The sequence below is a fragment of the Chthoniobacterales bacterium genome (assembly GCA_018883245.1).
In the GTDB taxonomy this organism is placed as follows: domain Bacteria; phylum Verrucomicrobiota; class Verrucomicrobiia; order Chthoniobacterales; family JACTMZ01; genus JACTMZ01.
Genome location: VEQL01000018.1, coordinates 16,423 through 41,436, shown reverse-complemented (window position 1 = coordinate 41,436; position 25,014 = coordinate 16,423). Strand labels below are relative to the sequence as shown.

Genomic DNA, 25,014 nt, shown 5'->3' with positions numbered 1-25,014 from the left:
TCCCGCCGCGGGCGCAGCGCGACGCACGGCACAGGCGGGAACTGTGCACCTCCGGCCGGATGCGCTTGCCCTCGCTTGTTTTTCGCGGAAGATCCTTTCTCCCATGCACAGACTCTTTGCACTCGCCCTGCTCGCGGCTGTTATCGCGCCCGTCCATGCGGCCCGGGCGCAAGAATACATCGTGGTGAGCGGCGGCCCCTCGCTTTACCAATGGGAAAAGTTCAAGAGTCCGCCGCACGACCGCTGGTGGGGCAATTTCATCCGTCCGGCCGTCACACGCTTCCAGGAAATCAAAGCGCAGGACCCCGGCGCGCGAATGACATGGTTGGTTCACCGTCCGAGCTACGAGCGGCGCTTGCGGCAAAGCGAAGGACCACTCACGAAATGGATCGCCAACACCGCCTCGAAATACGGGGCAAAGTTGATCTGGTTCAACTCCCCCGAGACTGTCATCAACTACCTCAACGGTGGCCAGCCGCGCGATCGCGTCAAGATTGCCAGCCTCGATTGGTTCCTGCACTCGAACAAGGCATGCTTCATGTTCGACTACAGCAACGAGATCGACAGCGGATCGAAAGCTTGGCTGCACGAGAACGAACTCGGCCGCATCAACCGCGGCATCTTCGCCCGCAAAGCGAAGGTGAAAAGCTGGGGCTGCCACACGGGCGAAAGCATGTCCAAAAAATGGAAACGCGCCACCGGCGTTCCCATGATCGGCGCCATCGGCAAAACTGACTATTCGGTCATGTATCGCAACAACTGGCTGCCGGGCTTGTCCGGCGGCCGCTGGGCGCGGTGAGCGCCGTGTGTCGTCATCAGCGGAGGCTGAAGTTAACAGGAACTTCGACGGTGCATCCGACGGCGTTGCCACGCACCATGCGCGGGGTGAAACTCCAGCGCTTGACGGCAGCAAGAGCAGCTTGGTCGAGAACTCCGTAGCCGGAACTGCGCGCCAACGATACAACGCCGGCACGTCCCTGCGCTGTCACCGCAACGCGCACCATGCACAATCCCTGCCATCCGTTGCGACGCGCCATCTCGGGATAATTAGGCGGACGGTTGCCGCGGGCCGAAGGTCGTGCTTCGACCAACGCGGGAGCGGCAGCTTTCGGAGACGCGGCAGCCGCGCGCTCAACTTTTGGCGAAGCGGGCTTGGGCTGCACCCGGGGTTGAACACTCGGTGGCGGCACAATCTCCGGCTCGGGATTTCGCGTGATGACGGGCTCGGACTCGTCAACCGCGACAGCCGCGGGTGGGGACGCAGGTGCCGCGACGGGCTTCGGCGGAGCAGACGCCACTTCGACCAACTGCACAGCCATCAAGGAGGGTGTCGCCCCGACTTCTGCGGTATGGCGCTCCCAACGGGCATGCACCAAGAAAGCGGCGTGCGCGGCGACAGACACGGCTACAAAGACCCCAAACCAAGCCGCGCGGTCGTTCGGGCTTTCACGGGGAAAGGAAACTGCAAGCGTGGTCATCGCTATTTGCTCTCGTGCACGATGTTGAACCGCGTTGCGCCGGCCTGGCGTGCTTCGTCCATCAGCCCGACGAAAATCTCGTAAGGCATGGCGCGGTCACCGCGGAAGTTCACCGTGCGGTCTTCGCGTCCTGCGAGCAGCGAGCCGAGCGCGGCGGCGAAGTTGTCGCGCGGAACAGCATCCTGATTGATGTAGACCGCGCCGTTGGCATCGACGCTGACGAACACGGGCGCCGGCGGCGGATCTTCGGACGCGGCGGCTTTGGGTAGGGCCAGCGGAATGGTTGGTTGGAGAAAGCTCGAAGTGAGCATGAAAAAGATGAGCAGCAAAAAAACGACGTCGATGAGCGGCGCCATGTCGAGACCGGCGCTCGCGCGTTTGGGACGGACGAAAAAGGCCGGAGGGTTCATGAGCGGACCACATTCCATTCCTCTTCCTCGGCCGACACCTCCGCGCCCAGATCGCCTCCAGTGCGGCCCAGCGCTTCGTCCAGAGAAGTAACGACGAACTGCATGCGGCGCGCGATTTTGTCGGCCATTCCCTCGAAGCCGTGGTAGGCGGCCATGCACGGGATGGCAACAACCAGACCGAACACCGTGGTGAGCAGTGCCTCCCAGATGCCACCCGCCAAATCGGCGGGGCTGGCCGCCTGCTTGAGCCCTTCGATGGTGGCGAAAGCGGCAACCATGCCTGTGACCGTGCCAAGCAAGCCGAGCAAGGGTGCAAGATGACTGATCGCGGCAAGCACCCGCAGACGCTTCTCCACGCGCTCGAGTTGCAGCGATCCCTCGCACCGCATGATCTCGGTGCGGAGGGAGGGAGGGCGCTCCAAATTTTGCAGGTAGGACGCCGCCACGCGGGCCACAGGATGTTCGGACGAACGCGCCACGCGCAAAGCCGACTCCGCATCGCCGCGACGCAGATCATCAACCAGCCGATTTTCGAGCCGTCCAAGATTGGTGGAGCGCAGGCGCAGGAAAAAGACGGCACGATCCAGGATCACCGCCGCTCCGAGCACGGAGCAGAAAAGCAACGGCCACATGACAACTCCGCCGCGCAGAAAGATATCGTGAAAGGGAAGATTCTCCATAGCGAAGCCAGAAAAATGATCAGAGTCGCCCGACTTATCAAGAAATTATTGCAACTGTGTCTCAGTCTCATTAAAGGATGTCCTTTATCGATGAAAATCAGAAGCGCAACCACACTGTCACCCGCAGCCCTAATCCTTATTGCCCTAACCTCGGCCGCTGCCGCGCAAACACTATCCGTTCCCACGCAGGCACCCGGCGTTCAACGGCTCGAAACCGTGAACGTTATCGCTGCCCTGCAACCGCCCGCGACGGGTCCGTTCCTGCCCGATGTCGAGGGCGCCGAGATTTTTGCCGGCAAGAAAACGGACAACATTGATCCCAACCTTCTTCCGCAGATCAACAACAACAACTACCGCCAGGTGCTGGCCACCACCCCCGGCCTGGTGCTCGCCGAAGAATCTACCCCGCTCGTCAGCATCGGCTCCCGCGGCTTCGATCCGCACCGCATGCAATTCATGCAGGTTCTCAAAGACGGCGTTCCGATCCATGCCGACATGATCGGCTACCCCGAGGCCTACTACACCCCGCCGATCGATGCGGTTGACCGCATCGAACTCGTCCGCGGTGGCGCGGCGTTGCTCTACGGACCGCAACCCGGCGGCGCGATCAACTACGTGATGGAGAAACCGCCGACCGACACGCCGTTACGCATCCGCTCGCTCAACACCGTCGGCAGCTTCAACTACTACGCGAACTTCAGCGAAGTCGGTGGCACCGTCGGCAACCTCGGCTATTACGGCTACTACAATCATCGCCAGACGGACGGCTTCCGTGCGGCCAACAGCCAATTCAACCTCAACGCATGGAGCGGCACACTCAGCTGGGGCCAGGAGACGACCGCCCGCACTTACCTGATCGTGGATGCCTACGACGAAACCCACGGCGAACCCGGCGGCGTGACTCTCACCACCGGCAGCAACGCGGTCAATTGGAATAGCGATCCCTACGGCACCACGCGCTTTTATGACAAAATGCGCATCAGCCGCTACGCCGTGCAGCTCATCCACGAGAACGACTTGGGCGACACCACTTTCTTCAGCGCCCGTGCTTGGTGGAATTACTACCTCCGCTACAGCGCGCGCCAGCGCGGCGGGGGATTCGGCACCCTGCCCACTGGCCGGGACGCCAACTCGAACCAGATCGAAAACCAGCAATTCTACACCTTCGGCTTTGAGCCGCGGATCCGCCAAGACTGGGAATGGCTCGGCAACACCCACACCCTCACCGCCGGCATGCTGCTCTTTAACACCTTCTCCCCCCGCACCGACCAGCGCGGCGCCACCCCCGCAGCCACCAGCGGTGTGACCCGCAACCAGAGCAACCGCTACAACTGGTATTACTCCGTCTTCGCCGAAAACAGGTTTGTCGCAGGCAATCTCTCCATCATCCCCGCCGTGCGCCTCGAGAGCATCTGGCAGACGGTCGATGAATCAATCAACGTCGCCAAAACGGCCGCGGGCGAGGCGCTCACCAACCAGACGGATTACTCCTTCGTCCCGCTTTTCGGCCTCGGTGCGCAATACGACTTCACCCCCAAGATCAACGCCTACGCCAACATCTCGCAGGCCTACCGCCCCGCCATCTTCACGCAAGCGGTGCCCACCGCGCCGAATGTCTTCGTGCCGAACAATCTTCAACCCAGCTTCGTCTGGAACTACGAGACCGGCCTCCGCGGCAATCCCCGGCCTTGGCTCACCTGGGACACCAGCTTTTTCCTCATCGATTTCCAGAACCAGATCGGCACCCAAGTCATCGGTCCCGATACCTTCATCGTGAACACCGGCCGCTCCGTTACCTACGGCTGGGATAGCATGGCTCAAATCGACTTTGTCGGGCTGGCCGACGCCTTCCGCGGCACCGCCGACGGGCACGCCAGCTGGGTCGATACCTACGGATCGTTGCTCGCCTACTTCGGCCTCACCGCGCAGCAAGGCCGCTACATCGGCGGCCAGTTCGAAGGCAAAACCCCGCAATACACGCCCGACTACCTCATCCGCACCGGCGTCCTTTACAACTGGCGCGACAAGATCCAACTCGGCCTGACCAGCACTTTCAACGGCGGTGCCTACGCCAACGACAACAACACGCAGCAATACTACATCCCCGAATATAATGTTTGGGACTTCACCTTCGAAGTGGATGTTTACAAGGACAACGTCAGTGTTATCGGTGGCATCAACAACCTCTTCGACAACCGCTACTACGCCCGCATCCGCAGCGACGGCATCGACCCGGCCGCACCGCGCAACTGGTATGTGGGCGTCCAGGTGGAATTCTGAGCCGCTACGAAGTCCGCAGCGGACGACGCATCGTCAGAGCCACGAAGCGAGTTTCACGCGCAGGGTTTCGCGGGCACGGAAGAGCAGGCTTTTGACCGCTGGCACCGTGGTCTCCAGGACCGAGGCAATATCCTCGTAGGGCATTTCGTCGTAGCGACGCAGGATCATCGCCGTTCGTTGTTCCTCGGGAAGCTGCGAAAGCGCGGCATCGATCGCATGCGCCAACTCGGCGGCCCCGGCCTCGGCCGAGGGGGAACTTCCCCCGACCGCTTCGCGCGAGGGCAGATCGGCCGACGGCTCGCTGAATACCGCGCCGCGGCGCGCACGGGCACGCCGCTCGTTGAGCACCAGCCGGCGCGTGATGGAAAACATCCAGGTGCTGAATTTTGCCGTCGGCTCGTAGCGTTTCCGGGCTTGCCAGATGCGTAGATAAACCCGCTGCGCCAGGTCCTCCGCACCCTCGCGCCCCCCGAGCATTTTCACGATCGTTCCAAAGACGCGATCCTCGGTGGCCTCGACCAATTCCCGGAAAGCGGCTTCATCGTCTTCACGCGTGCGCTGCATCAACGCAACCAGCAGCGCGTTGTCATCCTCGCGGGATCCGGCATCGTCCCCGAATCCGTCCATGCGTGTGTTGCCTTCGTTACTCACCGGGTGGCTTGGAACCTCCAGATATTCAACCCCGCGGAAACAAATCGTTGCTCGAATTCGGTCGGCGGAAAGCCCTGAGGCACGGCCCAGGTGCGCGGGCACCAACCGCCCGAGCGGAAAATTTCCTCCGCCCATGCGGCATATTCGCCCGAATCGGAGGCAAAAAAGAAAATGCCGCCGGGCTGCAAGCGCGCCGCCAACAAGGCGGCAAACTCCGGCTGCACAAGTCGCCTCACCGCATGCCGGCGCTTCGGCCACGGGTCGCTGAAAAGCAGGTAGGCGGCAGCGACCGAATCGCCGGGGAGACGTTGCAAGACATCGACGACATCACCCTGCATGACGCAGGCATTCGGCGATCCCCCCGAACGACGCCGCGCCTGATGCACGCGGTATTCCTTTTTTTCGATGCCGAGGACATTCCATCCGGACTGCGAAGCGGCAAGTCCCGACAAAAACACACCGTTGCCGCAGCCGAGATCGAGCGCCAATGGCGCATCGCGAAGGAAAAGATTCCGGGGATTGATCGCGTCCGCCGTCCGCCGAGGGACGTCCATCGTCCCCGAAGCCATCGGGTCAGGCCGCGTCTTTCTCCTGCTTGCGTCGCAGGAGCGGCGGTTTGCGTCCCTCGACCACCGCGCGATTGATCGTCACTTCGGCGATGTCCTCGCGGCCGGGCACGTCATACATCACGTCGAGCATGATTTTTTCCATCATGGAACGCAGGGCGCGCGCGCCGGTTCCCTTGCTCACGGCGCGTTCGGCGAGCGCGCGGAGCCCGTCCTTGGTGATGTTGAGATCCACGCCCTCCATGGCCATGAGCTTGCTGTATTGCTTGACCATGGCGTTTTTCGGTTCGGTAAGGATGGTGACAAGTTCGTCCTCGGTGAGCTGATCGAGCGCGGTCACGACCGGCAAGCGGCCGATGAACTCGGGGATCATCCCGAAGCCCAAGAGGTCCTCGGGTTCGACTTGGTGGACCGTGGCCGACGAAGCGGCCACGGGATCCGTGCCCTTGCGCTCGTCGTGCGCATGGAAGCCGAGCACGCGGTTGCCAAGACGACGCTGAATGATCTTCTCGAGACCGACAAAAGCGCCGCCGCAAATGAAGAGGATCTTGTCGGTGTTGACTTGGATGTATTCCTGCTGCGGATGCTTGCGTCCGCCCTGCGGGGGAACATTGCACGTGGTCCCCTCGAGGATCTTGAGGAGCGCCTGCTGCACTCCTTCGCCGGACACGTCGCGGGTGATGCTGACGTTGTCCGTCTTGCGACCGATCTTGTCGATTTCGTCGATGTAAACGATGCCGATCTCCGCGCGTTTCACGTCGTAATCGGCGGCCTGCAAAAGGCGCAGGACGATGTTTTCCACATCCTCGCCGACATAGCCGGCTTCGGTCAGCGTGGTCGCATCGGCCATGCAAAACGGCACGTCGAGGATCCGCGCCAGCGTGCGGGCCAGCAGCGTTTTTCCGGAGCCGGTCGGACCGACGAGGAGGATGTTGCTTTTGTCGAGTTCGACATCCTCGCTGCCGGGCAAAGCAATCTCGCGTGAGGACGCGTGGTGAACGATGCGCTTGTAGTGGTTGTGCACCGCAACCGACAGCGTCTTCTTCGCAAGCTCCTGTCCTACGACAAAGTGATCGAGTTCCGCTTTGATCTCGGCCGGCTTCGGGACGCGGACCGTGCTGACCCTCTTTTTCGACTCCTCTTTGAGTTCCTTGTCGAGGATACCCTTGCAGAGGCTTACGCAGCTGTCGCAGATATAAACGCCGGGGCCGGCGATGAGTTTGCGGACCTCGCTGTGGCTCTTCCCGCAGAAAGAGCACATGGTGAGGTTGGTGGCCCGGGCCATGGCGTCAGGCGGGCACGGCGCCCGGGATTTCCTTGCGGGATTTCACGACCTCATCGACCAGGCCGTAGTCTTTGGCCTCCTGCGCGGTCATGTAGTAATCGCGGTCGGCGTCTTTGTGGACGTCATCGACCGTCTTGCCCGTGTGGTGGGCGATGATGGACTCGAGGCGCCGCTTGAGCTTGAACATGAACTCGACTTGGCGCTCCACGTCGCTGGCTTGGCCTTGGGCGCCGCCGCTGACCTGGTGAATCATGATGTCCGAATTCGGGAGAGCGAAGCGCTTGCCCTTGGTTCCGGCACATAGCAGCACCGCACCCATGCTTGCGGCCATACCCATGCAGTAGGTGTTCACATCGCAGGTGACGAACTGCATCGTGTCATAAATGGCCAGCCCGGCGGTGACGGATCCTCCGGGGGAGTTGATGTAAATGTGGATGTCCTTTTTCGCATCCTCCATCTGGAGGAAAAGCATCTGGGCGATGACCAGATTGGCGATGTGGTCGTCGATCGGCGTTCCGATGAAAACGATGCGGTCCTTGAGAAGACGCGAGTAGATGTCGTAGCTGCGCTCCCCGCGGCCGGTCTGTTCGACGACCATGGGGACGAGGATGGAATTGCGCGCCGCGGCGCTGCCGGAAAAGTCGGGAGTGTTCATAAGCATCGCGCCGGCGCGGGGGAGCATTACTCCTGAGGCGCGGCTTTTTTGACCTTAACTTTGGAGGCGAGGAAATCAAGGGCCTTGTCCCGCACCACGTCGTTGCCGACCGATCCGAGGGCCTCGCGTTTGACGAGCTGCTTCACCAGCTTGTCCATCGGAATATTCAGCCTTTGGGCGAGCCCAGCGATGTGCGCCGCAAGCTCGTCGCGCGTGGCCTCAATCTTGTGCTCGCGCGCGAGCCGCGTGAGGATGAAGTCCGCCTTGACGCGGAATTGGGCACCCATCTGGGCGTGCTGGAAAATCTCGTCCTTCTTGCTCAGCAAATCCTCGTCGCTGAGGCCGCGCATCTGCTCGGCCTCGACGATTTCTTTCACCACGCGGCGCGCCTCGCCCACGACGAACGAGGCGGGAACCTCGAACTCGCATGTCTTGACGAGGTGCTCGAGCGCCGCGGTGCGCTTTCTGCGCTCCGTCTGTTCGGCGGCCGAGGCATCGAGGCGCTCGCGGATGGTCTTGCGCAATTCATCCGCACTGCGACCTGCGATCTTCTGCGCGACTTCGTCGGTGAGTTCAGGGAGTTTCTTGGCCTTGATACCCTTGAGCTTCACCTTGTGCGCGATTTTCTTGCCACGCAGCGAAGCCACGGCGAAATCCTCCGGGACTGTCACTTCGACCGCGCGCTCCTCTCCCTCCCTGGCGCCCGCTATGCCCGCGCAGAAACCCGGCCACATGCTTTCCTCATCCATGATCACCCAAAGCCCCTCGCCGCCCTTCATCGTCGAAGGAGCCTCGGGGCAGACCTCGCCCAGCGGCTTGCCCTCGACCGTCGCATCGAAGTCGAGCACCGCGTAGTCGCCGATCTGCACGGCGCGATCTTTGACATCGGAGAACTCGGCCATGCGCTCGAGCAGCATGCTGAGATGACCATGCACGTGTTCGTCGGTGACCACATCCTCCATGATCTCGAGGTCGAGTTGCGCGATGTCGGGCAACGTGAAGTCCGGCTCGAGGGTGAGCTGGACGGTGAGATCGAGATCCTTTTCGCCGACTTCGCCGTGCTTGAGATCGAAGGCGTTGAGCACGGTGAGATTGTTCTCCTTGGCGGCACGATCGACGGCGGAACGCAGCAGATCCTTCACCGCCTCCTCTGCGATGGCCTCCTTGTATTTGCGGGCCACGACGGCGACCGGCGCTTTGCCCGGACGAAACCCCGGAAGCTTGGCGGCCTTGCGGTATTCGCCGGCCAATTTCTCGAGGGCACTTTTGACCGTCGATGACGGGACAGTCACGCGGAGGGTTGCCAGGCAATGCGGCTGCTTTTCGACGAAGATTTCCATAATTTGAAAAAAGAGCGGGAAAGATAGCCCTGCGTGCTCCGGGGCACAAATACAATCAGCCCAGCAACTTCAAAACAGCGTCCAAGACAGCCCCTTGGGCGGCGACGCGGGTGGTGATCGAAAATTCCGAGGGTGTTTCGATCGTAAGGCTGCGCGTGGTGTGACCGAAGCGGAGGAAAAACGCTTCCGGATGCTCGGGAAGGGTGCGCGGCGTGACGCGCGTGCGGATGAGGCCGCGACGGCAACGACGTCCTTCCACCCGCGGACGCGGTTCACGAGGCAGATGCCGCGACGCGGCGGCGAGCAGCTTTTCTCCCCAGAACGGACGCGCGCCGGGAATCTCGTAGAGGTAGACGCCGTGTGCGTCGAAGTCCTCGTGCAGCATGACCGCCGCATCGAAGGCGCGGCCGCGCAGGATTTTCTTCTGCGCCTCGATCACCGCGACATCGTTGCGATGGTAGCCGCGGTTGAGGTCGCGCCCGCGCGCATCATGGCGGTCGTTGTGCTGGAGGCCCCACGGATTGAGGCAAGGGAAGATGAGCACTTCGCATTTTTTCAGTGCGGCGGCACGGCGGGCACACCAGTCCACGAGCGCCTCGGTTGCCGCGGGTTCGTCACCGTGAATGCCGGCCGACAAGTAAAGCCGCGGGCCGGGGCTCGGCGGCGACTCGACGACATAAACTGGAAAGCCGTCGGCATGCGCGAATTTCCGCATGCGCCAACCTTCGCGCCGCGCCAACGCCCGCCAGCGTTTGACCAGCCACGCGTAGTCGTGGGCCCGCAGATGCGATGCGTTTTCGGTTTGCTTTGCCACCAAACGTGGATATCGGAAAAGTTGTCATGAGCAAAACATCCATCCTTTTCGCCGCTTTCGCCCTCGCCATCCTCGCGCCTTGCGCGCAGAGTGAAGAGTCCATGAAAGACATCCGCATCATCGTCAAAACCGACAAGGGCGACATCGAAGGCGTCCTTTATCCCTCGAAGGCGCCCGTCACGGTGGCCAACTTCCTCAACCTCGCCAAGCGCGGGTATTACAACGGTCTCAAGTTCCACCGCGTCATTCCCGATTTCATGATCCAGGGCGGCGATCCGACCGGCACCGGCAGCGGCGGCCCCGGCTACCGTTTCGAGGACGAGTGCACGCCCGAGTTGAAGCATGACAAGCCCGGCATTTTCTCGATGGCCAACGCCGGCCCGGGCACCAACGGCAGCCAGTTTTTCATCACGCACGTCCCCACCCCGTGGCTCGACGGCAAGCATACTGTTTTCGGTTCCGTGACGAAGGGACAGGACGTGGTCAACGCCGTCGCACAAGGCGACAAAATCAAATCGATCGAAATCCTCGATCCGACCGACGAGCTTTTCAAAGCCCAGTCCAAGCGTCTCGAGGAATGGAACGCCATCCTCGACAAACGCTGAGCTGATCAGAAAACCCGCGGCTCGCCCTCGCGAAGGAAGCAGACACGGTCGAGCATTCCCTGTGCGCCCGCGCACTCGATGAGGCGGGAGGGCGGTTCCCACGGAGGCTCATAGCTGAGCTGGAACGTGCCGTAGTGCATGGGGACCAGCGTCTGCGCGCCCAACTCGACAAACGCGCGCAGCGCGTCCTCGGGCGTCATGTGGACTTCGCGCCCGCTGGGCGGATCGTAGGCGCCGATCGGCATGAGGGCGATTTCGACGGGGCGCCGTTTGCCGATCTCGGCGAAACCGGGGAAATAGGCGCTGTCGCCGCAATGCAGGATCGATCGCCCTTCGACCTCGATTAGGAATCCGCCGAATCCCCGGTGGGTATCGGCCAGCATGCGCGCGCCCCAATGGTGCGCGGGCGTCATGGTGACGCGGACCGGTCCGAGTTGGACGGTTTGCCACACATCGAGTTCGTGCACGCGGTCGAAACCGAGCCCTTGAACGAGACGTCCGACATTGCGCGGCACGACGATCGGCTGCTCGCTGGCCACGCGGCGCAATGTTTTGCGGTCGAGATGATCGAAATGCGCATGGGTGACGAGGACCGCATCGATGTCCGGCAGCGCATGCAATTCCAGACCGGGTTCACGCAGGCGCTTGATGACCTTCAGCCAGCGCGCCCAGTTCGGATCGATCAGCACATTGATCCCGGGCGCCTGCAGAAGAAACGAAGCATGCCCGATCCAAGTGAGCGCGACTTGGCCCGCATCCAGCCGCGGAAAAACCGGGGCGCGCGACTCGCCATGCCGCTTTTGGAACAAGCTGGGCCACACGACCTCGGAGAAAAAATTTCTCCCGCGCCAACCTTCTCCGGGGCGCAGACCCACGCGATTCTCGGGCCGGTGGCGCAGACGCGGCAAAATGCGGCGTTTCTTCTGCACGGGCTTGTCTGGATTCTCGTCAGCGCTCACTTTGTCTCCATGCCTTCCCCGACAAAAGCGGAGCTGCGCCGCATCATGCGCGAACAACTCGCAGGGATGACTCCCGCCGCATGCGCGGCAGCCTCGGAAAGCATTCGGACGAGTATCGCATCGTTGCCGCGCTGGCAAGCAGCGCGGACAATCGCGGCCTACGCGGCGCTGCCCGGGGAACCCGATTTGCAGCCCCTGCAATGGACCGATTCAAAAAAAGTTCTCTTGCCGCGCATCGAAGACGACCGCCTGGTTTTTCACGCCGTGCAAAACGCGGATCAACTGAAACGCGGCGCTTTCGGCGTGATGGAACCCGATCCGGCACAATGCCCGGCCGTCGATACGCGCGAGATGGAAATAATCTTCGTTCCCGGACTGGCCTTTACTTCCGATGGCGCGCGCCTCGGTCGCGGGCGCGGGTTTTATGACCGCTTGCTGGCAGATCTTCCGAAGACGGTATTGCGCGCCGGCGTCTGTTTCCCGTGCCAAATCTCGCCGGAATTGCCCGCAGAACCGCACGACCAAGAGGTCGATCTGGTGCTCACTTCGTCCAGCTGATCCCGAACGCGGCGAGCGACGCGAACAGTGCGCACCATGGGAGGACGCCGAGCGAGACCGCCGCGAGAATGCGCGGCCACCTTTCACCGACGGCCAGGGCGATGATGGCCGTGGCCTGCGGACCGATTGTCACCGGCGCAAGGATCGCGAGACCGGCCAGACCCCAGCGATCCCAGGCACGCCAGATAAATTTGGACGTGTCGCGCTCGGCCGGTATGCGCAGTTTGCGCACGAGCCACGAACGCAGCGGCGCACCGGCGAGCAGAACGACCGCTCCCCCTGCCGAGTAGCCGAACCACGCCGCGATGGCAGCCGTCCAAGCGCCCGCCCCTGCCGCCATCCCCGCCGGGATCGAAGCGATGAAGTAAACGAATCCCAGCCCGAAGGCGGTGCTGATGCCGGCAATGCTCACGGACCGGAAGCATCGCCGGGACCGCGCCCGACAAAAGGACATTTTGCCGTGCCGCACGGCACCGCATAATCTCCGGCCATGGATCTCAAGTCCGCCGCGACCGACATCGCACGCCGCCTGCAGCAGGCGGGGCACACGGCATATTTCGCCGGCGGATGCGTGCGCGACGAGTTGCTCGGGCATGAACCTCACGACTACGACATCGCCACATCGGCCAAACCCGCTGAAGTGCAACGCGTCTTCACCCACACCCAGGCGGTCGGAGCGCATTTCGGCGTGATCCTGGTGATGGAACACGGCCGCGCCTTTGAAGTCGCCACGTTCCGCTCGGATCACGAATACATCGACGGGCGCCGGCCCGAGATGGTCACGTTTTCCACGCCGGAGGAAGATGCGGCTCGGCGCGATTTCACCATCAACGGAATGTTCCACGACCCGGTGGCAGACCGGTTCATCGATTTCGTGGGCGGACGCGCGGACCTCGACACGCGCACGCTGCGTGCCATCGGGGATCCCGTGGCGCGCTTTCGCGAAGACAAACTCCGCCTGCTCCGCGCCGTGAGATTCGCCGCGCGGTTCGGCTATGACATCGAGCCGCGCACTTGGGACGCGCTCAAATCCCATGCCGCCGACATCCACGCGGTCAGCGCCGAGCGGATCCGCGAGGAACTCGTCAAGATCCTTGCCCACAGCAACCGCGTCCTCGGCTTCGACCTGCTGGACCGAAGCGGGTTGATGCGCGAAATCCTCCCGGAGATCGAGGCGCTGAAGGGCTGCGAGCAGCCGGCGCAATTCCACCCGGAAGGCGATGTCTTCGTCCACACGCGGGCGATGCTGGAACTTCTCCCGCCAGGGGCCCCCGCCTCGCTGTCGTTGTCGGTCCTGTTCCACGACATCGGCAAACCGCCCACCTACCGCTATCACGCCGACGAGGACCGCATCCGTTTCAGCGGACACGACCGTGTCGGCGCGTCCATGACCGAGCGCGTGATGGAAAGACTGCGCTTTTCGCGCGCGGAGATCGACCGGGTGACCGAGGCAGTCCGCCAGCACATGGTGTTCAAGGACGTGCAGAACATGCGCACGGCAAAATTGAAACGTTTCATGGCGCGCGAGGGATTCGAAGAGGAACTCGAACTTCACCGCGTCGATTGCCAAAGCAGCCACGGAGCGTTGGACAATTACGATTTTCTCAAGGCGAAGTCCGTGGAATTCGCCAACGAACCCCTGATCCCTCCGCCGTTGGTCACGGGCCACGACCTCATGGCGCTCGGATGGAAACCGGGCCCGCATTTCGGTCAAGTTCTCGAGGCCGTGCAAACCGCACAACTCGAAGGCACACTGACCGGCAAGGAAGAAGCCCTTGCTTGGATCAAGGCGAATCACCCCGTCCCAATTTTCAAAAAATAGACCCGCAAATGTCCTCCATCGACGAAGCCGCTGCCCTCCTCGAGCTATCCCTGCGCACCCGACGCGATTTGCTCGGGGCTCGGCACACGGGCGTTTCGCGCGAAGCGCTGGACCGCTTGGCAAAAATGCCCGCGCCCCAGACCTCTGGAAGCCAGGATGTGAAATCCGGACCCCCCCGCGTAGCACGCCTCGCCGCGATCAGCGAAGCGGTGAAAGCGTGCCGCATTTGCGCGCACCTCGCGTCTTTCCGCACGCAGACCGTTTTCGGCACCGGGAATCCCGAAGCGGACCTCATGTTCGTGGGCGAGGCCCCGGGCGCCGACGAAGATCGCCTCGGCGAGCCGTTCGTCGGACGCGCCGGCGAACTTCTCACGAGGATCATCGGCGCCATGGGTTTGTCCCGCAACGATGTGTATATCGCCAACGTGCTCAAGTGCCGCCCCGACATTCCAAAAGGTTCGCCGGGGAACCGTCCGCCGACCCCGCAGGAAATGCAGAACTGCCTTCCCTACCTGCGCGAACAGATCGCGGTGATCCAGCCGCGCATTCTGGTAGCCCTCGGCAAGACAGCCATGCAAGGGCTCGTGGGCACGGATGAATCGATGGGCGCCATGCGCGGCCGCTGGTATTCGTTCGGCGACATCCCCCTGCTGCCGACCTACCATCCATCCTACCTCCTCCGCAACGACTCCAATGCGGAGAAGCGCAAAGTCTGGGAAGACATGATGCTTGTCATGGAAAAGCTCGGAATGCCCGTCTCTGAAAAGCAGCGCAACTTTTTCCTCTCCGCGAAATAAAATGCTTTCCTCCTCCGGCTACGGCCTCGGCGCCGCTTTCGTGCGCGTCTTCATGGCGCCCTTCGTGCACCGCCGAGTCCTCGGGCGCTCGAACGTGCCTGCAACCGGACCCTGCATCCTCGCGCCGAACCACATAAGCCATTTCGACCCCCCGCTCATCGGCATCAGCACCGGACGCCCGGTGGACTGGATGGCGATGGAGGAACTTTTCCGCAACCCCGTGCTGGCCGCGCTGCTGCGCTGGGTGGGATCTTTCCCCGTCGGCCGCGGAAAAATGGATTATGCGGCGGTGCGGACTGCCATCGCACGCCTCGAGCGCGGACGGATGGTCGGGGTTTTTCCGGAAGGCGGACTCCGGACCGGCGCGGAGTCGGTCCTCGAGGGGGCACCGCTCAAACCCGGGGTGGCCGCGCTCGCGCAAATGACGCAGGCGCCCGTGCTCCCGTGCGCGGTAATCGGAAGCGATGCACTCTACGCACCGAGCTGCTGGCTTCCGCTGCGGCGCGCCAGTGTGTGGGTGATTTTCGGCGAGCCGTTGCCACCGCCCGCGCGCGAGGGCGACAAGGCCGCGGCACGGACCGCATTCGAAGCCCTCTTGGGCGGAAAAATCCGCGGCCTTTACGAGCGCACTGTCCGGGAAGCCGGCATCCCGCCCGAGTGCCTTCCGCAAACGCCTCAAAGGCGCAAAGGACGGGCTTGAGCAATGGAATTGTTGCGACGCCAATGGGCCCGCGCGGCCGACGCATCAACGTGCGCCCTGCTCAACCTTGCCCAATGGCGCCACCGGCACCACGTCGTCACGCGGGAGGAACTTGAGACCTACATCGAGCGCTGCGCAGCGCTCACGCGCGAACAATTCTACGCCGCACCGGCACTCCATCCGGTGGAGGCTTCGGAAGGCCATGTCGTCTGGCAGAGCCCCCACCCGCTGGGCCTGGACCACAACGATCGCGCTTCCGCATGGATCCAGCTCTGCAAGAACGGTTGGAGCGCACCCACGGTGCTTATTCTGCACGCGCTGATGTCCGTCAACGACACCGGCTACCGGCGCTTGGCAACGCGCTTCAACGAACTCGGCTGGAACGCCGCGTTCATCCACCTGCCGTTCCACTACGGACGCCGCCCGCGCGGCTACCTCAACGGCGAACTGGCAATGACGGCGAACCTCATCCGCAACGGAGAAGGGCTGCGCCAAGGCGTGAGCGAATCGCGACAACTTATGGACTGGATGCGCTCGAAAGGCTGCACGGAGTTCGGCATCTTCGGCACCAGCTACGGCGCGTGGACGGGCGCCCTTTTGTCATCGCTCGAACAGGACATTTCCTTCATCGCGCTGCTCCAGCCGATCGCCGATGTGGAGCATGCCATGTGGGAAAGCCCCGCCGGCGCGACCATCCGGCACTTGCTCAAGCGCAACGGAATCGATGGTGCGATAACGCGGCGCCACGCGCACCTGAGTTCGCCGCTGCACGGCAAACCCCGCACCCCGCCCGATCGCACCATCCTCGGTGTGGGCGCTTACGACCGGATCGCCCCGCCCGATCGCGTGGAGGCACTCGCGGACGCCTGGCGGGGCTCCCGCGTCATTGTGAGTCCGCAGGGACATTTCGGCTACGTGGCCGCCCGCGACGTGTTCGGCGCCGTGCGGGAACTCATCGCATAGGCGAACCGCAGCACTTATCCTCGCGACTTCCATCCCTCGACCCCAAATGCTCGCTGTCATCACCACCGGCCCCGCCTCGGTCCCGATCGACGAGGTTCGCCGCATCACCAATTTCGCCAGCGGCGAAATCGGCGCGATCCTGGCGGCGACGCTCGCACAGCACGGATTCGAAACGCTGCTGTTCCGCGGACGCGGCGCCACGCACACCGAAGTTCCCGCGGGAGCCTTGCTGCACCAATTCACGGCGAACCGCGATCTCGCGCAGCAACTCGCCACGCTCTCGGAGACTCGCGGGAATGACGTGCGCTGCGTCTTTCACGCCGCCGCGCTCTCCGATTACGAAATCGCCGGCGTTCACGGACCGGGAGGCACGCTCGACGGCGCACGGAAAATTCCCGGCAGCCTCGCCCGGATCCAAATTGTGCTGGAGCCCGCCGCCAAAATTCTTCCGCAACTGCGCGGATGGTTCCCGCACGCATGGATCGTCGGATGGAAATACGAACTCGAAGGCACGCGGGAAGACGCGATCGATGCCGCACGGATGCAAATTTCGGGCGGAAGCGCCGATGCGACGGTGCTCAACGGCACCGCCTACGGCCCCGGATTCGGCTTTTTGGCGGAGAAAAGGGCACCTCTGCACTTCGACCGAAAGCGCGAACTTGCTGACTTTCTTGCCGCCCGCGCGGCGCATTCCGCGGGAGGATCGCAATGAGTTGCGGGAGCGGTTTGAACAAGGCAGACTCAGGACCGGCGATGACAAACAAGTGTTTTGATGTAAATGATTCAATACCAGTCTTTTGCGACATAAATAAAATTGTCACAAAATATTGCTTCCCCGACCACATTCCATTGTGTTCTCGTTTAAAAGTCCGTCCACTAATTGTGGTGGGTGGGCAGGCCCGTCTGTTCCCCAGATCACCGGCCGGCGCAAACAAAAAACTGTCGAGATTCAAAATATGATAGCCACCAAATCCACCTTCCGCCCGAAAAAGAGCAAGAAATCGTCCACCCGAACCACCACCTCACGCGTCACGACGCCCGCCGGCCACCGCACCCGTGCGGAGAGCGGCAAAAAAACGGGGAAAGGGCTGAAGTTCGAGTCGCGTTTCCACACGCAGGACGGCACGCCGTTCGACCATGTCGAGTGGGACAAGCGCACCGCCGAGATCAACGACGATTCCGGCAAGGCTATCTTCAAACAGGAGAACGTCGAAGTCCCGCGCAGCTGGAGCGCCCTCGCCACCAAGATTGCCGTCTCGAAATATTTCTACGGCGACCTCGCCAACGGCACCGACCCTCACAAGGGCGGCCGCGAATCTTCCATCCGCCAGCTCATTCACCGCGTCACCCGCACCATCACCGACTTCGGCAAAGCCGACGGCTATTTCGCCGACAACGACAGCGCCGAGGCGTTCTACAACGACCTCACGTGGCTGTGCCTCCACCAGCACGGCGCCTTCAACAGCCCCGTGTGGTTCAATGTCGGCCTCTACCAGCAATACGGCATCGGGAAAAACGCCGGCCTCGGGAACTACTTCTACAACCACCTCACCGGCGAAGCCGAGCGCGCCGCCTCGCAATACGAATACCCGCAGGCCAGCGCCTGCTTCATCCAGTCCGTCGAGGACAACATGGAAAGCATCCTCGATCTGGCCAAGAGCGAGGCCATGCTCTTCAAATACGGCAGCGGCACCGGCAGCGACCTCTCCACCCTGCGCTCGACCCGCGAAAAACTCAGCGGCGGCGGCAAGCCCAGCGGCCCGCTCTCGTTCCTCAAAGTTTATGACCAAGTGGCCAGCGTGGTGAAAAGCGGCGGCAAAACTCGCCGCGCCGCCAAGATGAACACGCTCAAGGACTGGCATCCCGACATCGAGGAATTCATCGAGTCCAAGATGAAGGAAGAAAAGAAAGCCTGGGCCCTCATCGAGCAGGGCTACGACGGCTCGTTCAACGGCGAGGCCTACGGCTCGGTGATGTATCAGAACGAAAACCTGACCGTCCGCGCTTCCGATGAATTCATGGAAGCCGCGATCAACGGCCGCGAATGGACCACCCGGCGCGTCACCGACGGCAAGCCGTGCGAAAAGAAAGACGCCCGCACCCTCCTGCGTAAAATCGCCGAGGGCACGCATGTCTGCGGCGACCCCGGCATGCAGTTCGAGAGCACGATCCACAAATGGCACACCTGCAAAGGCACGGCGCGCCAGAATTCCACCAACCCGTGCTCCGAATACCTCTTCCTCGACAACACCGCCTGCAACCTCGCCTCGCTCAACCTGATGAAGTTCAAGCGCGAGGACGGCACGTTCGACGTCGAGAAGTTCAAAGCCGCCGTGCGCATCTTCATCACCGCGCAGGAGATCGTCGTGGACAACGCCAGCTACCCCACCAAATACATCGCGGAGAACAGCCACATCTTCCGCACGCTCGGCCTGGGTTACGCCAACCTCGGCGCGCTCGTCATGAGCTACGGCTACGGCTACGACAGCCCCGAAGGCCGCGCACTGGCCGGAGCGATCACCGCCATCATGACCGGTCACGCCTACGAGCAAAGCGCCCGCATCGCCGGCATCACCGGCCCGTTCCCCGGCTACCGTGATTCGAGCGCCAGCGGTGTGAAACAGACCGTCGCCCCCGACAACGTCGAACCCATGCTCGAGGTCATGCGATTCCACCGCGACGCGGTGGAAGATATCGAGAAGGCGGACGAATTCGAATACCTGCGCGACGAGGCACGCCACGTCTGGGACGAGGCGCTCCGCCTCGGCAAACAGCAGGGCTACCGCAACGCGCAGGTCACCGTGCTCGCGCCCACTGGAACCATCGGGTTCCTCATGGACTGCGACACGACCGGCATCGAGCCCGACATCGCCCTGGTCAAATACAAACTCCTCGCCGGCGGCGGCATGCTAAAAATCGTCAACCAGACGGTCCGCCCCGCCCTGCAGAAACTCGGCTACAGCGACGCCGACATTGAAGCCATCGTCGCCCATATCGACAAATACGACACCATCGAGGACGTCGAGGAGGACGGCAAAAAGATCCGCAGCGGACTGCGCTCCGAACACACCTCCGTATTCGATTGCGCGTTCAAGCCCATGCGCGGACAACGCAGCCTCAGCTACCATGCGCACATCCGCATGATGGCCGCCGCCCAGCCGTTCCTGTCAGGCGCCATCTCCAAGACGGTCAATCTGCCCGAGCATGCCACCGTCGAGGACATCGTGGACACTTACGTGGAAGGCTGGAAGCTCGGCCTCAAGGCCATCGCCATCTACCGCGACGGCTCCAAGCGTTCCGCCCCCGTCGTCACCGACAAGAAGAAGCACGGCACCGGCAACGCCGAACTCGAGGCCGAGCTTTCGACCAAGTCGGAACTCGAATCGCGCGTCATCGAACTGGAAAACGAAATCGATGCCATGCGCGCCAAGCTCAGCCAGCCGCAGCGCCAGCGCCTGCCCGACACGCGCGTCGCGCTCAACCACAAGTTCGATATCGCGGGCCACGAAGGCTACATCACCGTCGGCCTGTTCGAGAACGGCCAACCCGGGGAAATCTTCATCCAGATGGCCAAGGAGGGGAGCACCATCGGCGGCCTCATGGACACAGTTGCCACGCTCACCTCGATCTCGCTGCAATACGGCGTGCCGCTGGAAAGCCTGGTGAAAAAATTCGCCCACCAACGCTTCGAGCCGAGCGGCTTCACCAAGAACCCCGACATCCGCAACGCCAGCAGTATCACCGATTACGTGTTCCGCTGGCTCGGATGCCAGTTCATCAAGGGCTACAAAGAAGCCACCTCGCCCAACCGCCACCAACCCGAACTTCCCATGCGTGAAATCCCGGAGATGGAGCGCCGCGCGGTCAACCGCCCCGTTTCCGACCTCCCGCGCACCGGCGAGAAGGAAATCATCGATGTCATAACACAGACGCAGAACAGCGAGGGCACCCCGGTCCATATCGCCGGCACCGCCACCCATGCCGAGCGCATCCAAGGCGCGCTGGGAACCATGTTTATGGACACCACCTGCTCCAACTGCGGCAGCAACAAAGTCATCCGGGCCGGCGCCTGCGGCGTCTGCACCGAGTGCGGCACCAGCCAAGGCTGCAGCTGACCATTTGTGGCGCGGTTTCGCGCACCAAACCGGAACCCGGGGAGGCAACTCCCCGGGTTTTCTTTTTGCATGCCATCGCGCGATGGCCCGATCAAACGCACTACCGGGACAATTCATGCAACTTTCGCTCGCTCTCGGGGTTGAATTTTCTACATGACCGATAAACAAAAGCTTCTTCCCGCCATCCTCGTTGCACTCATCGCCGGCTGGGCCGGATGGTATTTCATCAGCGGATGGGGATTGGTGACCCTCGACTGCAACGACACACCGGTGCAAAAAGTCCTTTCCTCGATCGCGAGGCAGGGAGGAATCAAAATCGAAACCAACCTCGATCCGTCCACGCCGGTTACAATCAAGGTCAAACGCGTCCCGCCGCTGGAAGCATTGGACATCGTGGCCGCCCGCACCGAGGCGGCATGGCGCCTCGCCTACCTCGGCTCGCCGGACGTGCAGACGATCGAATCGGCGCTGGCCGCCTTTCGCAGCTCCCAGCAGGCAGAAGGGTGGTCATCGTTCGGCGGAGGCGGATTTTCGCTCATTGAGCCTCGTTCCGGCATACCGCTCGATCTGCGCCGCGTTGTCTGGAATCCCTCTGGCACCGCCAATCTCCACGATACACTCCGGCAGATTGCAGGCGAAACAGGCGCCTTAACCGCTGCACCGAAGGATTGGAACCCGGACACCGTCAATACCAAGGGCGGTGAAGTCCGTCGCGTGGTGCCGGAACTTTTCGCGAAGCTCGGCGGACATTCGCGCGAGGTGTTCCTGCTGCGACGGGCACCTCAAAGGACCGAAAATGCCGACGCGGATGCCGATCAGCCCCGTCGTGGCGGCGGCAACTGGATCGGATCAAACCCCGTGCGCGATGCGGGATCTCGCGGACCATGGGGCGACCCCCAGCAAGCTGCTGCCCGCGCGGAAGCGCAAATCGCGCTTCTGCCAAAAGATGAACAGCCCGAAGCCCGCAAGGACCTCGACACCATGCGGCAGTTCTGGGGCGAATTGCGCAACCTGCCCGAAGACCAGCGCCGGGCCAAAGCGCAGGAATTTTTCAACTCCCCCGCAATGCAGGAACGCATGGAACAACGGCGGATGGCACGGGAAGCCAAAATGACCCCGGAACAACGCAACCAACGCTCGAGGCGTTATTTCGACCGCAAGCGCGCAGCCAAATCGGAAAGCGAACCCCCGACGGGAGGAGCAGCCCGGTGAAGTCCGCCTTCACCCTCATCGAGCTGTTGGTCGTCATTGCTATCAGTGCGATACTTGTCTCCATTGCCTCGCCGACCATCGGCTCGATGATCGAGCGGGGCCGTTCCGCCCGATGCGCCGGCAACCTGCGGCAAATTGGAGCCGCCGTGCAGCAATATGTCGGGGACAACGACTACCGCTTCCCGCCGATCGAAACGGAACCGCCCACTCTCGGCAACGACGGACGCAGCGCATTGGAAACCCTCGGACCCTACGGCGCAACCATGTCCGTCCTCACCTGCCCGAGCGATGCCGCCGGAGCCGACAATGCAGCCAAATACGGTTCCAGCTACCACTTCTCCCCCGTGCTACAGGACGAACTCGCCTCAAACGTGCAGATCTACGGACGACGCGGCATCTTCCAAGTTCCGAGCATCAGCCGCCTTACCGTTTGCTCGGACTATCAACCAGTCCACGCACAAGCCGGACATTTGGGCATCAACGTCTTGAAAGGCGACGGGCGTGTCATCCAGCGCTGACGACCGGCGCCAGCGCCTTCCCGCCGGTCACACTTGCACACAGACCGCGCACGGAGTAGTAAAGGTCCAAGTCAATCGACAAATTGACCCATCAACACTGCCCTGTGGTGTAATGGTAACACAGCGGCCTTTGGAGCCGTTATTCATGGTTCGAGTCCATGCGGGGCAGCCACTCATACGGTGGCATGAACAACGAGCTAATCCGCGCCGCCGCCAGGAATCTCGGCTTCGCTCTTTGCGGATTCGCCCGCGCGGGACGCGCGCCGCATGCAGATCGTCTTTTTCGCTGGCTCGCAGATGGACGCCAAGCCTCCATGCAGTGGATGGAGCGGACAGCGGAAGACAGGGCCGATCCTTCCCGCATTCTTGCCGGGGTCAAAACGGTGATCGTCCTTGCGACCAATTACTTCCGCGAGGGGCATCCGGCCTCCGGAGACGGAGCACACGGTCGTATCGCACGCTACGCTTGGGGCAATGATTACCATGACGTCATCAAGCCCCGGTTGGAGGCACTCGACGCCATGCTGTCGGATGCCGGCGGCGAGCAGCGGTGTTTTGTCGATAGCGGGCCCGTGCTCGAACGCGATTGGGCCGCCGCATGCGGTGTCTCGTGGCATGGCAAGAGCACCATGGGCATTCACCCGCAACTCGGCACCTGGTTTTTCCTCTCGGTAATTCTTACCACGCTGGAGCTCGATCCGGATCCACCTCTGCCCGACCGATGCGGCAGGTGCACACGGTGCATCGCCGCCTGCCCGACCCAGGCCATCACCGCGCCCTACCAACTCGATGCGCGCCGCTGCATTTCCTTCCTCACCATCGAAAACAAAGGGCCGATTCCCGAGGAATTCCGCGAGGCCATGGGCAACCGCATCTTCGGTTGCGACGATTGTTTGGATGCGTGTCCTTGGAACAGATTTGCCCGGCAATCGCGCGATGCCGCACTGCAACCGCGAACGGAAATCCTGGGGATGCGACTACGCGATTACCTCGCCCTTGACGACGCCGCTTTCAAAAAACTTTTCCGCGGCTCGCCGATCCTGCGGGCCAAGCGCCGCGGGTTTCTGCGCAATGTATGCGTGGCGCTGGGCAACACAGGTTCGCAGGACGACTTACCGGCCTTGCAACGCGCGACAAATGACCACGAACCGCTTATCCGTGAACACGCCGCTTGGGCAATCGACAAGATCGGGACCCGCTATGGGTTGACGACGGCATCGCGGTAATTTCCGGCTCGAGCCGTGGCGATTTGCGGCGAAGCATTCACAAAACGCACATCGCCTTGGCAGACGATTGCTTCGCCGAATTTCCACGGACCGGTCACCTCGAAACGACGGCAGCCACGGAGCGAAGGGGCACCGCGGTCGAATGCACGATCGAGACCCGAGAGAACCTTGTAGTGCCCTGCGTCGAGAACGACTTCCGGCGGGACACCGCGGCACTCCGGCGAGAGTTCCAAGCGAAAGTCATCGGTGAGTCGGTAGGCGTCTGATCGCAATGCGAGGAGATCGCCGGTTGTTTTCACGGGAGCAAAACGCGTGCGCGGGACCAGAACGGCACCGGACTTTTCGAAGCACTCGATCGCCGCACCCATGGCGGTCTCCAGTTGCAGGACAGGCGGCGAGGAGGAATCGCGTGGATCCACGGTCTTGGTGTTTTTGATGAGAGGCAATGGCAACGCACCACCGTGTTTTTCCAATGCGGCACAAAGATCACCGACCCGGAACCATAGCGTGTTGGTGTTGAAAAAGCGGTGCTTCGCGATGTCCTGGAACGAGGCCGTGTCCTGGGGAGGGCACTGCGCTACTTCGCGCAAAATCAGGCGTCCGTCGCTCTTGCGACGGGTCAGATGGCCGCCCTTGCGATCGGATGAGGTGCGCGAGGCCACTTCCATCAAAAACGACAGACCGCTGCGCGCGAAATACCCCAGCAGACCGAGATCGACAGTCGCCCCGAGATTGTCGCTGTTGGAAACGAAGAGATATTCTACGCCTTCGCGCTCGAGCCGGTCGAGCCACCCCGATCCGAGCAACGAAGGATAAAGGTCGCCGTGGCCCGGCGGACACCACTCGAGACCGGGATCGGCCGGCCATTCGGCGGGCGCCAATGTATGGGCGCAAAGCTTGGGGATTTTGTTCTGCAAAAAATCGAGCTGCCCATCTGGCGACAGGCTCGGATACCGGGACATATACGCCAGCGTGTCCGCCGACGTGCTGAAGCTGTCCATGAGCAGGAACCGGGGGCCGCTCGTTCCATGGTGGTTCCGCAGCCAGACAATCTGACTGGCGATGAGATCGAGAAACGTCAGGCCGTCTTTCACCGGGATCAAGGACTTGGCCTTTTCCAAACCCATGCTGGTGCCGAGCCCGCCGTTGAGCTTGATCACACACAGTTTTCCGAGGAGCGAGGGATCGGCATCAGCGGCGGCAACCTCGGAAAAATCAGGGACGCCATCCGCCGGAAGAATCTCCGGTTCCGGGATCAACCCGGCCGCGCCGGACGCCGCCTGGCGCCATGCGCGGGAGAAGCTGGCACGCGCGGCATCGGAAAGTCCTGCGGCCTGCATTTTCGACAAGGCCGATTCCAGACCACGTTCGTCCATTGGA

Annotated in this window: 25 protein-coding genes and 1 tRNA gene; 14 read left to right on the top strand and 12 right to left on the bottom strand. The window is 62.4% G+C overall.

What is annotated here, in order from left to right:
- Positions 1-103 precede the first annotated feature (103 nt).
- Positions 104-799, top strand: coding sequence for a hypothetical protein (locus tag FGM15_07855; protein MBU3665774.1), 696 nt, complete (start codon positions 104-106; stop codon positions 797-799).
- Between the two features lie 16 nt (positions 800-815).
- Here FGM15_07855 and FGM15_07850 read toward each other — a convergent pair whose 3' ends face one another.
- The 3 genes from FGM15_07850 to FGM15_07840 are packed head-to-tail and all read right to left on the bottom strand — an operon-like array spanning position 816 to position 2,568.
- Entirely contained in the window at positions 816-1,478 is a 663-nt protein-coding gene (locus FGM15_07850) for an energy transducer TonB (GenBank protein MBU3665773.1), read from the bottom strand.
- A gap of 2 nt (positions 1,479-1,480) precedes the next feature.
- Positions 1,481-1,906: a biopolymer transporter ExbD gene (locus FGM15_07845; GenBank protein ID MBU3665772.1), complete on the bottom strand. Its 426-nt coding sequence runs from the start codon at positions 1,904-1,906 to the stop codon at positions 1,481-1,483.
- Complete coding sequence (locus FGM15_07840; GenBank protein MBU3665771.1) at positions 1,885-2,568, bottom strand: MotA/TolQ/ExbB proton channel family protein; 684 nt, start codon at positions 2,566-2,568, stop codon at positions 1,885-1,887. The genes FGM15_07845 and FGM15_07840 overlap by 22 nt, the downstream gene beginning before the upstream one ends.
- On the opposite strand from FGM15_07840, the gene FGM15_07835 reads away from it, so the two are divergent.
- The gene (locus FGM15_07835; GenBank protein ID MBU3665770.1) at positions 2,347-4,848 is read left to right on the top strand and encodes a TonB-dependent receptor; all 2,502 of its coding nucleotides are present in this window, start codon (positions 2,347-2,349) and stop codon (positions 4,846-4,848) included. The two genes, FGM15_07840 and FGM15_07835, sit on opposite strands and share 222 nt — an antisense overlap.
- A 33-nt stretch (positions 4,849-4,881) precedes the next feature.
- Here the strand turns inward: FGM15_07835 and FGM15_07830 are convergent, their stop codons facing one another.
- The 6 genes from FGM15_07830 to FGM15_07805 are packed head-to-tail and all read right to left on the bottom strand — an operon-like array spanning position 4,882 to position 10,159.
- A complete protein-coding gene (locus FGM15_07830; protein ID MBU3665769.1) occupies positions 4,882-5,475 on the bottom strand; it encodes a sigma-70 family RNA polymerase sigma factor in 594 nt (197 codons plus the stop codon).
- Between the two features lie 20 nt (positions 5,476-5,495).
- Positions 5,496-6,068: a tRNA (guanine(46)-N(7))-methyltransferase TrmB gene (locus FGM15_07825; protein ID MBU3665768.1), complete on the bottom strand. Its 573-nt coding sequence runs from the start codon at positions 6,066-6,068 to the stop codon at positions 5,496-5,498.
- 4 nt (positions 6,069-6,072) lie between these two features.
- A complete protein-coding gene (gene clpX / locus FGM15_07820) occupies positions 6,073-7,326 on the bottom strand; it encodes an ATP-dependent Clp protease ATP-binding subunit ClpX (GenBank protein ID MBU3665767.1) in 1,254 nt (417 codons plus the stop codon).
- Between the two features lie 28 nt (positions 7,327-7,354).
- Positions 7,355-8,005, bottom strand: a complete 651-nt coding sequence (locus FGM15_07815; GenBank protein MBU3665766.1) for an ATP-dependent Clp protease proteolytic subunit — start codon at positions 8,003-8,005, stop codon at positions 7,355-7,357.
- A 26-nt stretch (positions 8,006-8,031) separates the two neighbouring features.
- Entirely contained in the window at positions 8,032-9,345 is a 1,314-nt protein-coding gene (gene tig / locus FGM15_07810; GenBank protein ID MBU3665765.1) for a trigger factor, read from the bottom strand.
- A gap of 55 nt (positions 9,346-9,400) precedes the next feature.
- Entirely contained in the window at positions 9,401-10,159 is a 759-nt protein-coding gene (locus FGM15_07805) for a DUF2817 domain-containing protein (GenBank protein ID MBU3665764.1), read from the bottom strand.
- Positions 10,160-10,260: 101 nt separating this feature from the next.
- Between FGM15_07805 and FGM15_07800 the strand changes: the two genes are divergently transcribed.
- Complete coding sequence (locus FGM15_07800; protein ID MBU3665763.1) at positions 10,261-10,764, top strand: peptidylprolyl isomerase; 504 nt, start codon at positions 10,261-10,263, stop codon at positions 10,762-10,764.
- Between the two features lie 5 nt (positions 10,765-10,769).
- On the opposite strand, the gene FGM15_07795 is transcribed toward FGM15_07800, so the two are convergent.
- Positions 10,770-11,663: an MBL fold metallo-hydrolase gene (locus FGM15_07795; protein MBU3665762.1), complete on the bottom strand. Its 894-nt coding sequence runs from the start codon at positions 11,661-11,663 to the stop codon at positions 10,770-10,772.
- Between FGM15_07795 and FGM15_07790 the strand changes: the two genes are divergently transcribed.
- Positions 11,556-12,281 (top strand): 5-formyltetrahydrofolate cyclo-ligase, encoded by a 726-nt coding sequence (locus FGM15_07790; protein MBU3665761.1) that lies wholly within the window; start codon positions 11,556-11,558, stop codon positions 12,279-12,281. The genes FGM15_07795 and FGM15_07790 overlap by 108 nt on opposite strands.
- Here the strand turns inward: FGM15_07790 and FGM15_07785 are convergent.
- A complete protein-coding gene (locus FGM15_07785) occupies positions 12,265-12,693 on the bottom strand; it encodes a hypothetical protein (GenBank protein MBU3665760.1) in 429 nt (142 codons plus the stop codon). The two genes, FGM15_07790 and FGM15_07785, sit on opposite strands and share 17 nt — an antisense overlap.
- Positions 12,694-12,771: 78 nt before the next feature.
- On the opposite strand from FGM15_07785, the gene FGM15_07780 reads away from it, so the two are divergent.
- From FGM15_07780 to queG, 10 genes are all read left to right on the top strand, one after another.
- Positions 12,772-14,103, top strand: coding sequence for a CCA tRNA nucleotidyltransferase (locus FGM15_07780; protein ID MBU3665759.1), 1,332 nt, complete (start codon positions 12,772-12,774; stop codon positions 14,101-14,103).
- 8 nt (positions 14,104-14,111) lie between these two features.
- Positions 14,112-14,900 (top strand): uracil-DNA glycosylase, encoded by a 789-nt coding sequence (locus tag FGM15_07775; protein ID MBU3665758.1) that lies wholly within the window; start codon positions 14,112-14,114, stop codon positions 14,898-14,900.
- Position 14,901: 1 nt separating this feature from the next.
- On the top strand, positions 14,902-15,600 hold the full coding sequence (locus FGM15_07770) for a 1-acyl-sn-glycerol-3-phosphate acyltransferase (protein MBU3665757.1): 699 nt from the start codon (positions 14,902-14,904) through the stop codon (positions 15,598-15,600).
- A gap of 3 nt (positions 15,601-15,603) precedes the next feature.
- Positions 15,604-16,563: a hypothetical protein gene (locus FGM15_07765; GenBank protein ID MBU3665756.1), complete on the top strand. Its 960-nt coding sequence runs from the start codon at positions 15,604-15,606 to the stop codon at positions 16,561-16,563.
- A gap of 46 nt (positions 16,564-16,609) precedes the next feature.
- On the top strand, positions 16,610-17,275 hold the full coding sequence (locus FGM15_07760; protein ID MBU3665755.1) for a hypothetical protein: 666 nt from the start codon (positions 16,610-16,612) through the stop codon (positions 17,273-17,275).
- Positions 17,276-17,519: 244 nt separating this feature from the next.
- Positions 17,520-20,678 carry a vitamin B12-dependent ribonucleotide reductase gene (locus FGM15_07755; protein MBU3665754.1) on the top strand — a complete coding sequence of 1,053 codons (3,159 nt, stop codon included), beginning with the start codon at positions 17,520-17,522 and terminating at the stop codon, positions 20,676-20,678.
- Positions 20,679-20,831: 153 nt separating this feature from the next.
- Complete coding sequence (locus tag FGM15_07750; protein ID MBU3665753.1) at positions 20,832-21,890, top strand: hypothetical protein; 1,059 nt, start codon at positions 20,832-20,834, stop codon at positions 21,888-21,890.
- Entirely contained in the window at positions 21,851-22,408 is a 558-nt protein-coding gene (locus FGM15_07745; GenBank protein MBU3665752.1) for a type II secretion system protein, read from the top strand. Before FGM15_07750 ends, FGM15_07745 begins: the two co-directional genes overlap by 40 nt.
- Positions 22,409-22,506: 98 nt before the next feature.
- Positions 22,507-22,580 (top strand) — tRNA-Gln (locus FGM15_07740).
- A gap of 13 nt (positions 22,581-22,593) precedes the next feature.
- The gene (queG, locus tag FGM15_07735; GenBank protein MBU3665751.1) at positions 22,594-23,634 is read left to right on the top strand and encodes a tRNA epoxyqueuosine(34) reductase QueG; all 1,041 of its coding nucleotides are present in this window, start codon (positions 22,594-22,596) and stop codon (positions 23,632-23,634) included.
- Here queG and FGM15_07730 read toward each other — a convergent pair.
- Complete coding sequence (locus FGM15_07730) at positions 23,607-25,010, bottom strand: UTP--glucose-1-phosphate uridylyltransferase (GenBank protein ID MBU3665750.1); 1,404 nt, start codon at positions 25,008-25,010, stop codon at positions 23,607-23,609. The genes queG and FGM15_07730 overlap by 28 nt on opposite strands.
- Between the last annotated feature and the right edge of the window lie 4 nt (positions 25,011-25,014).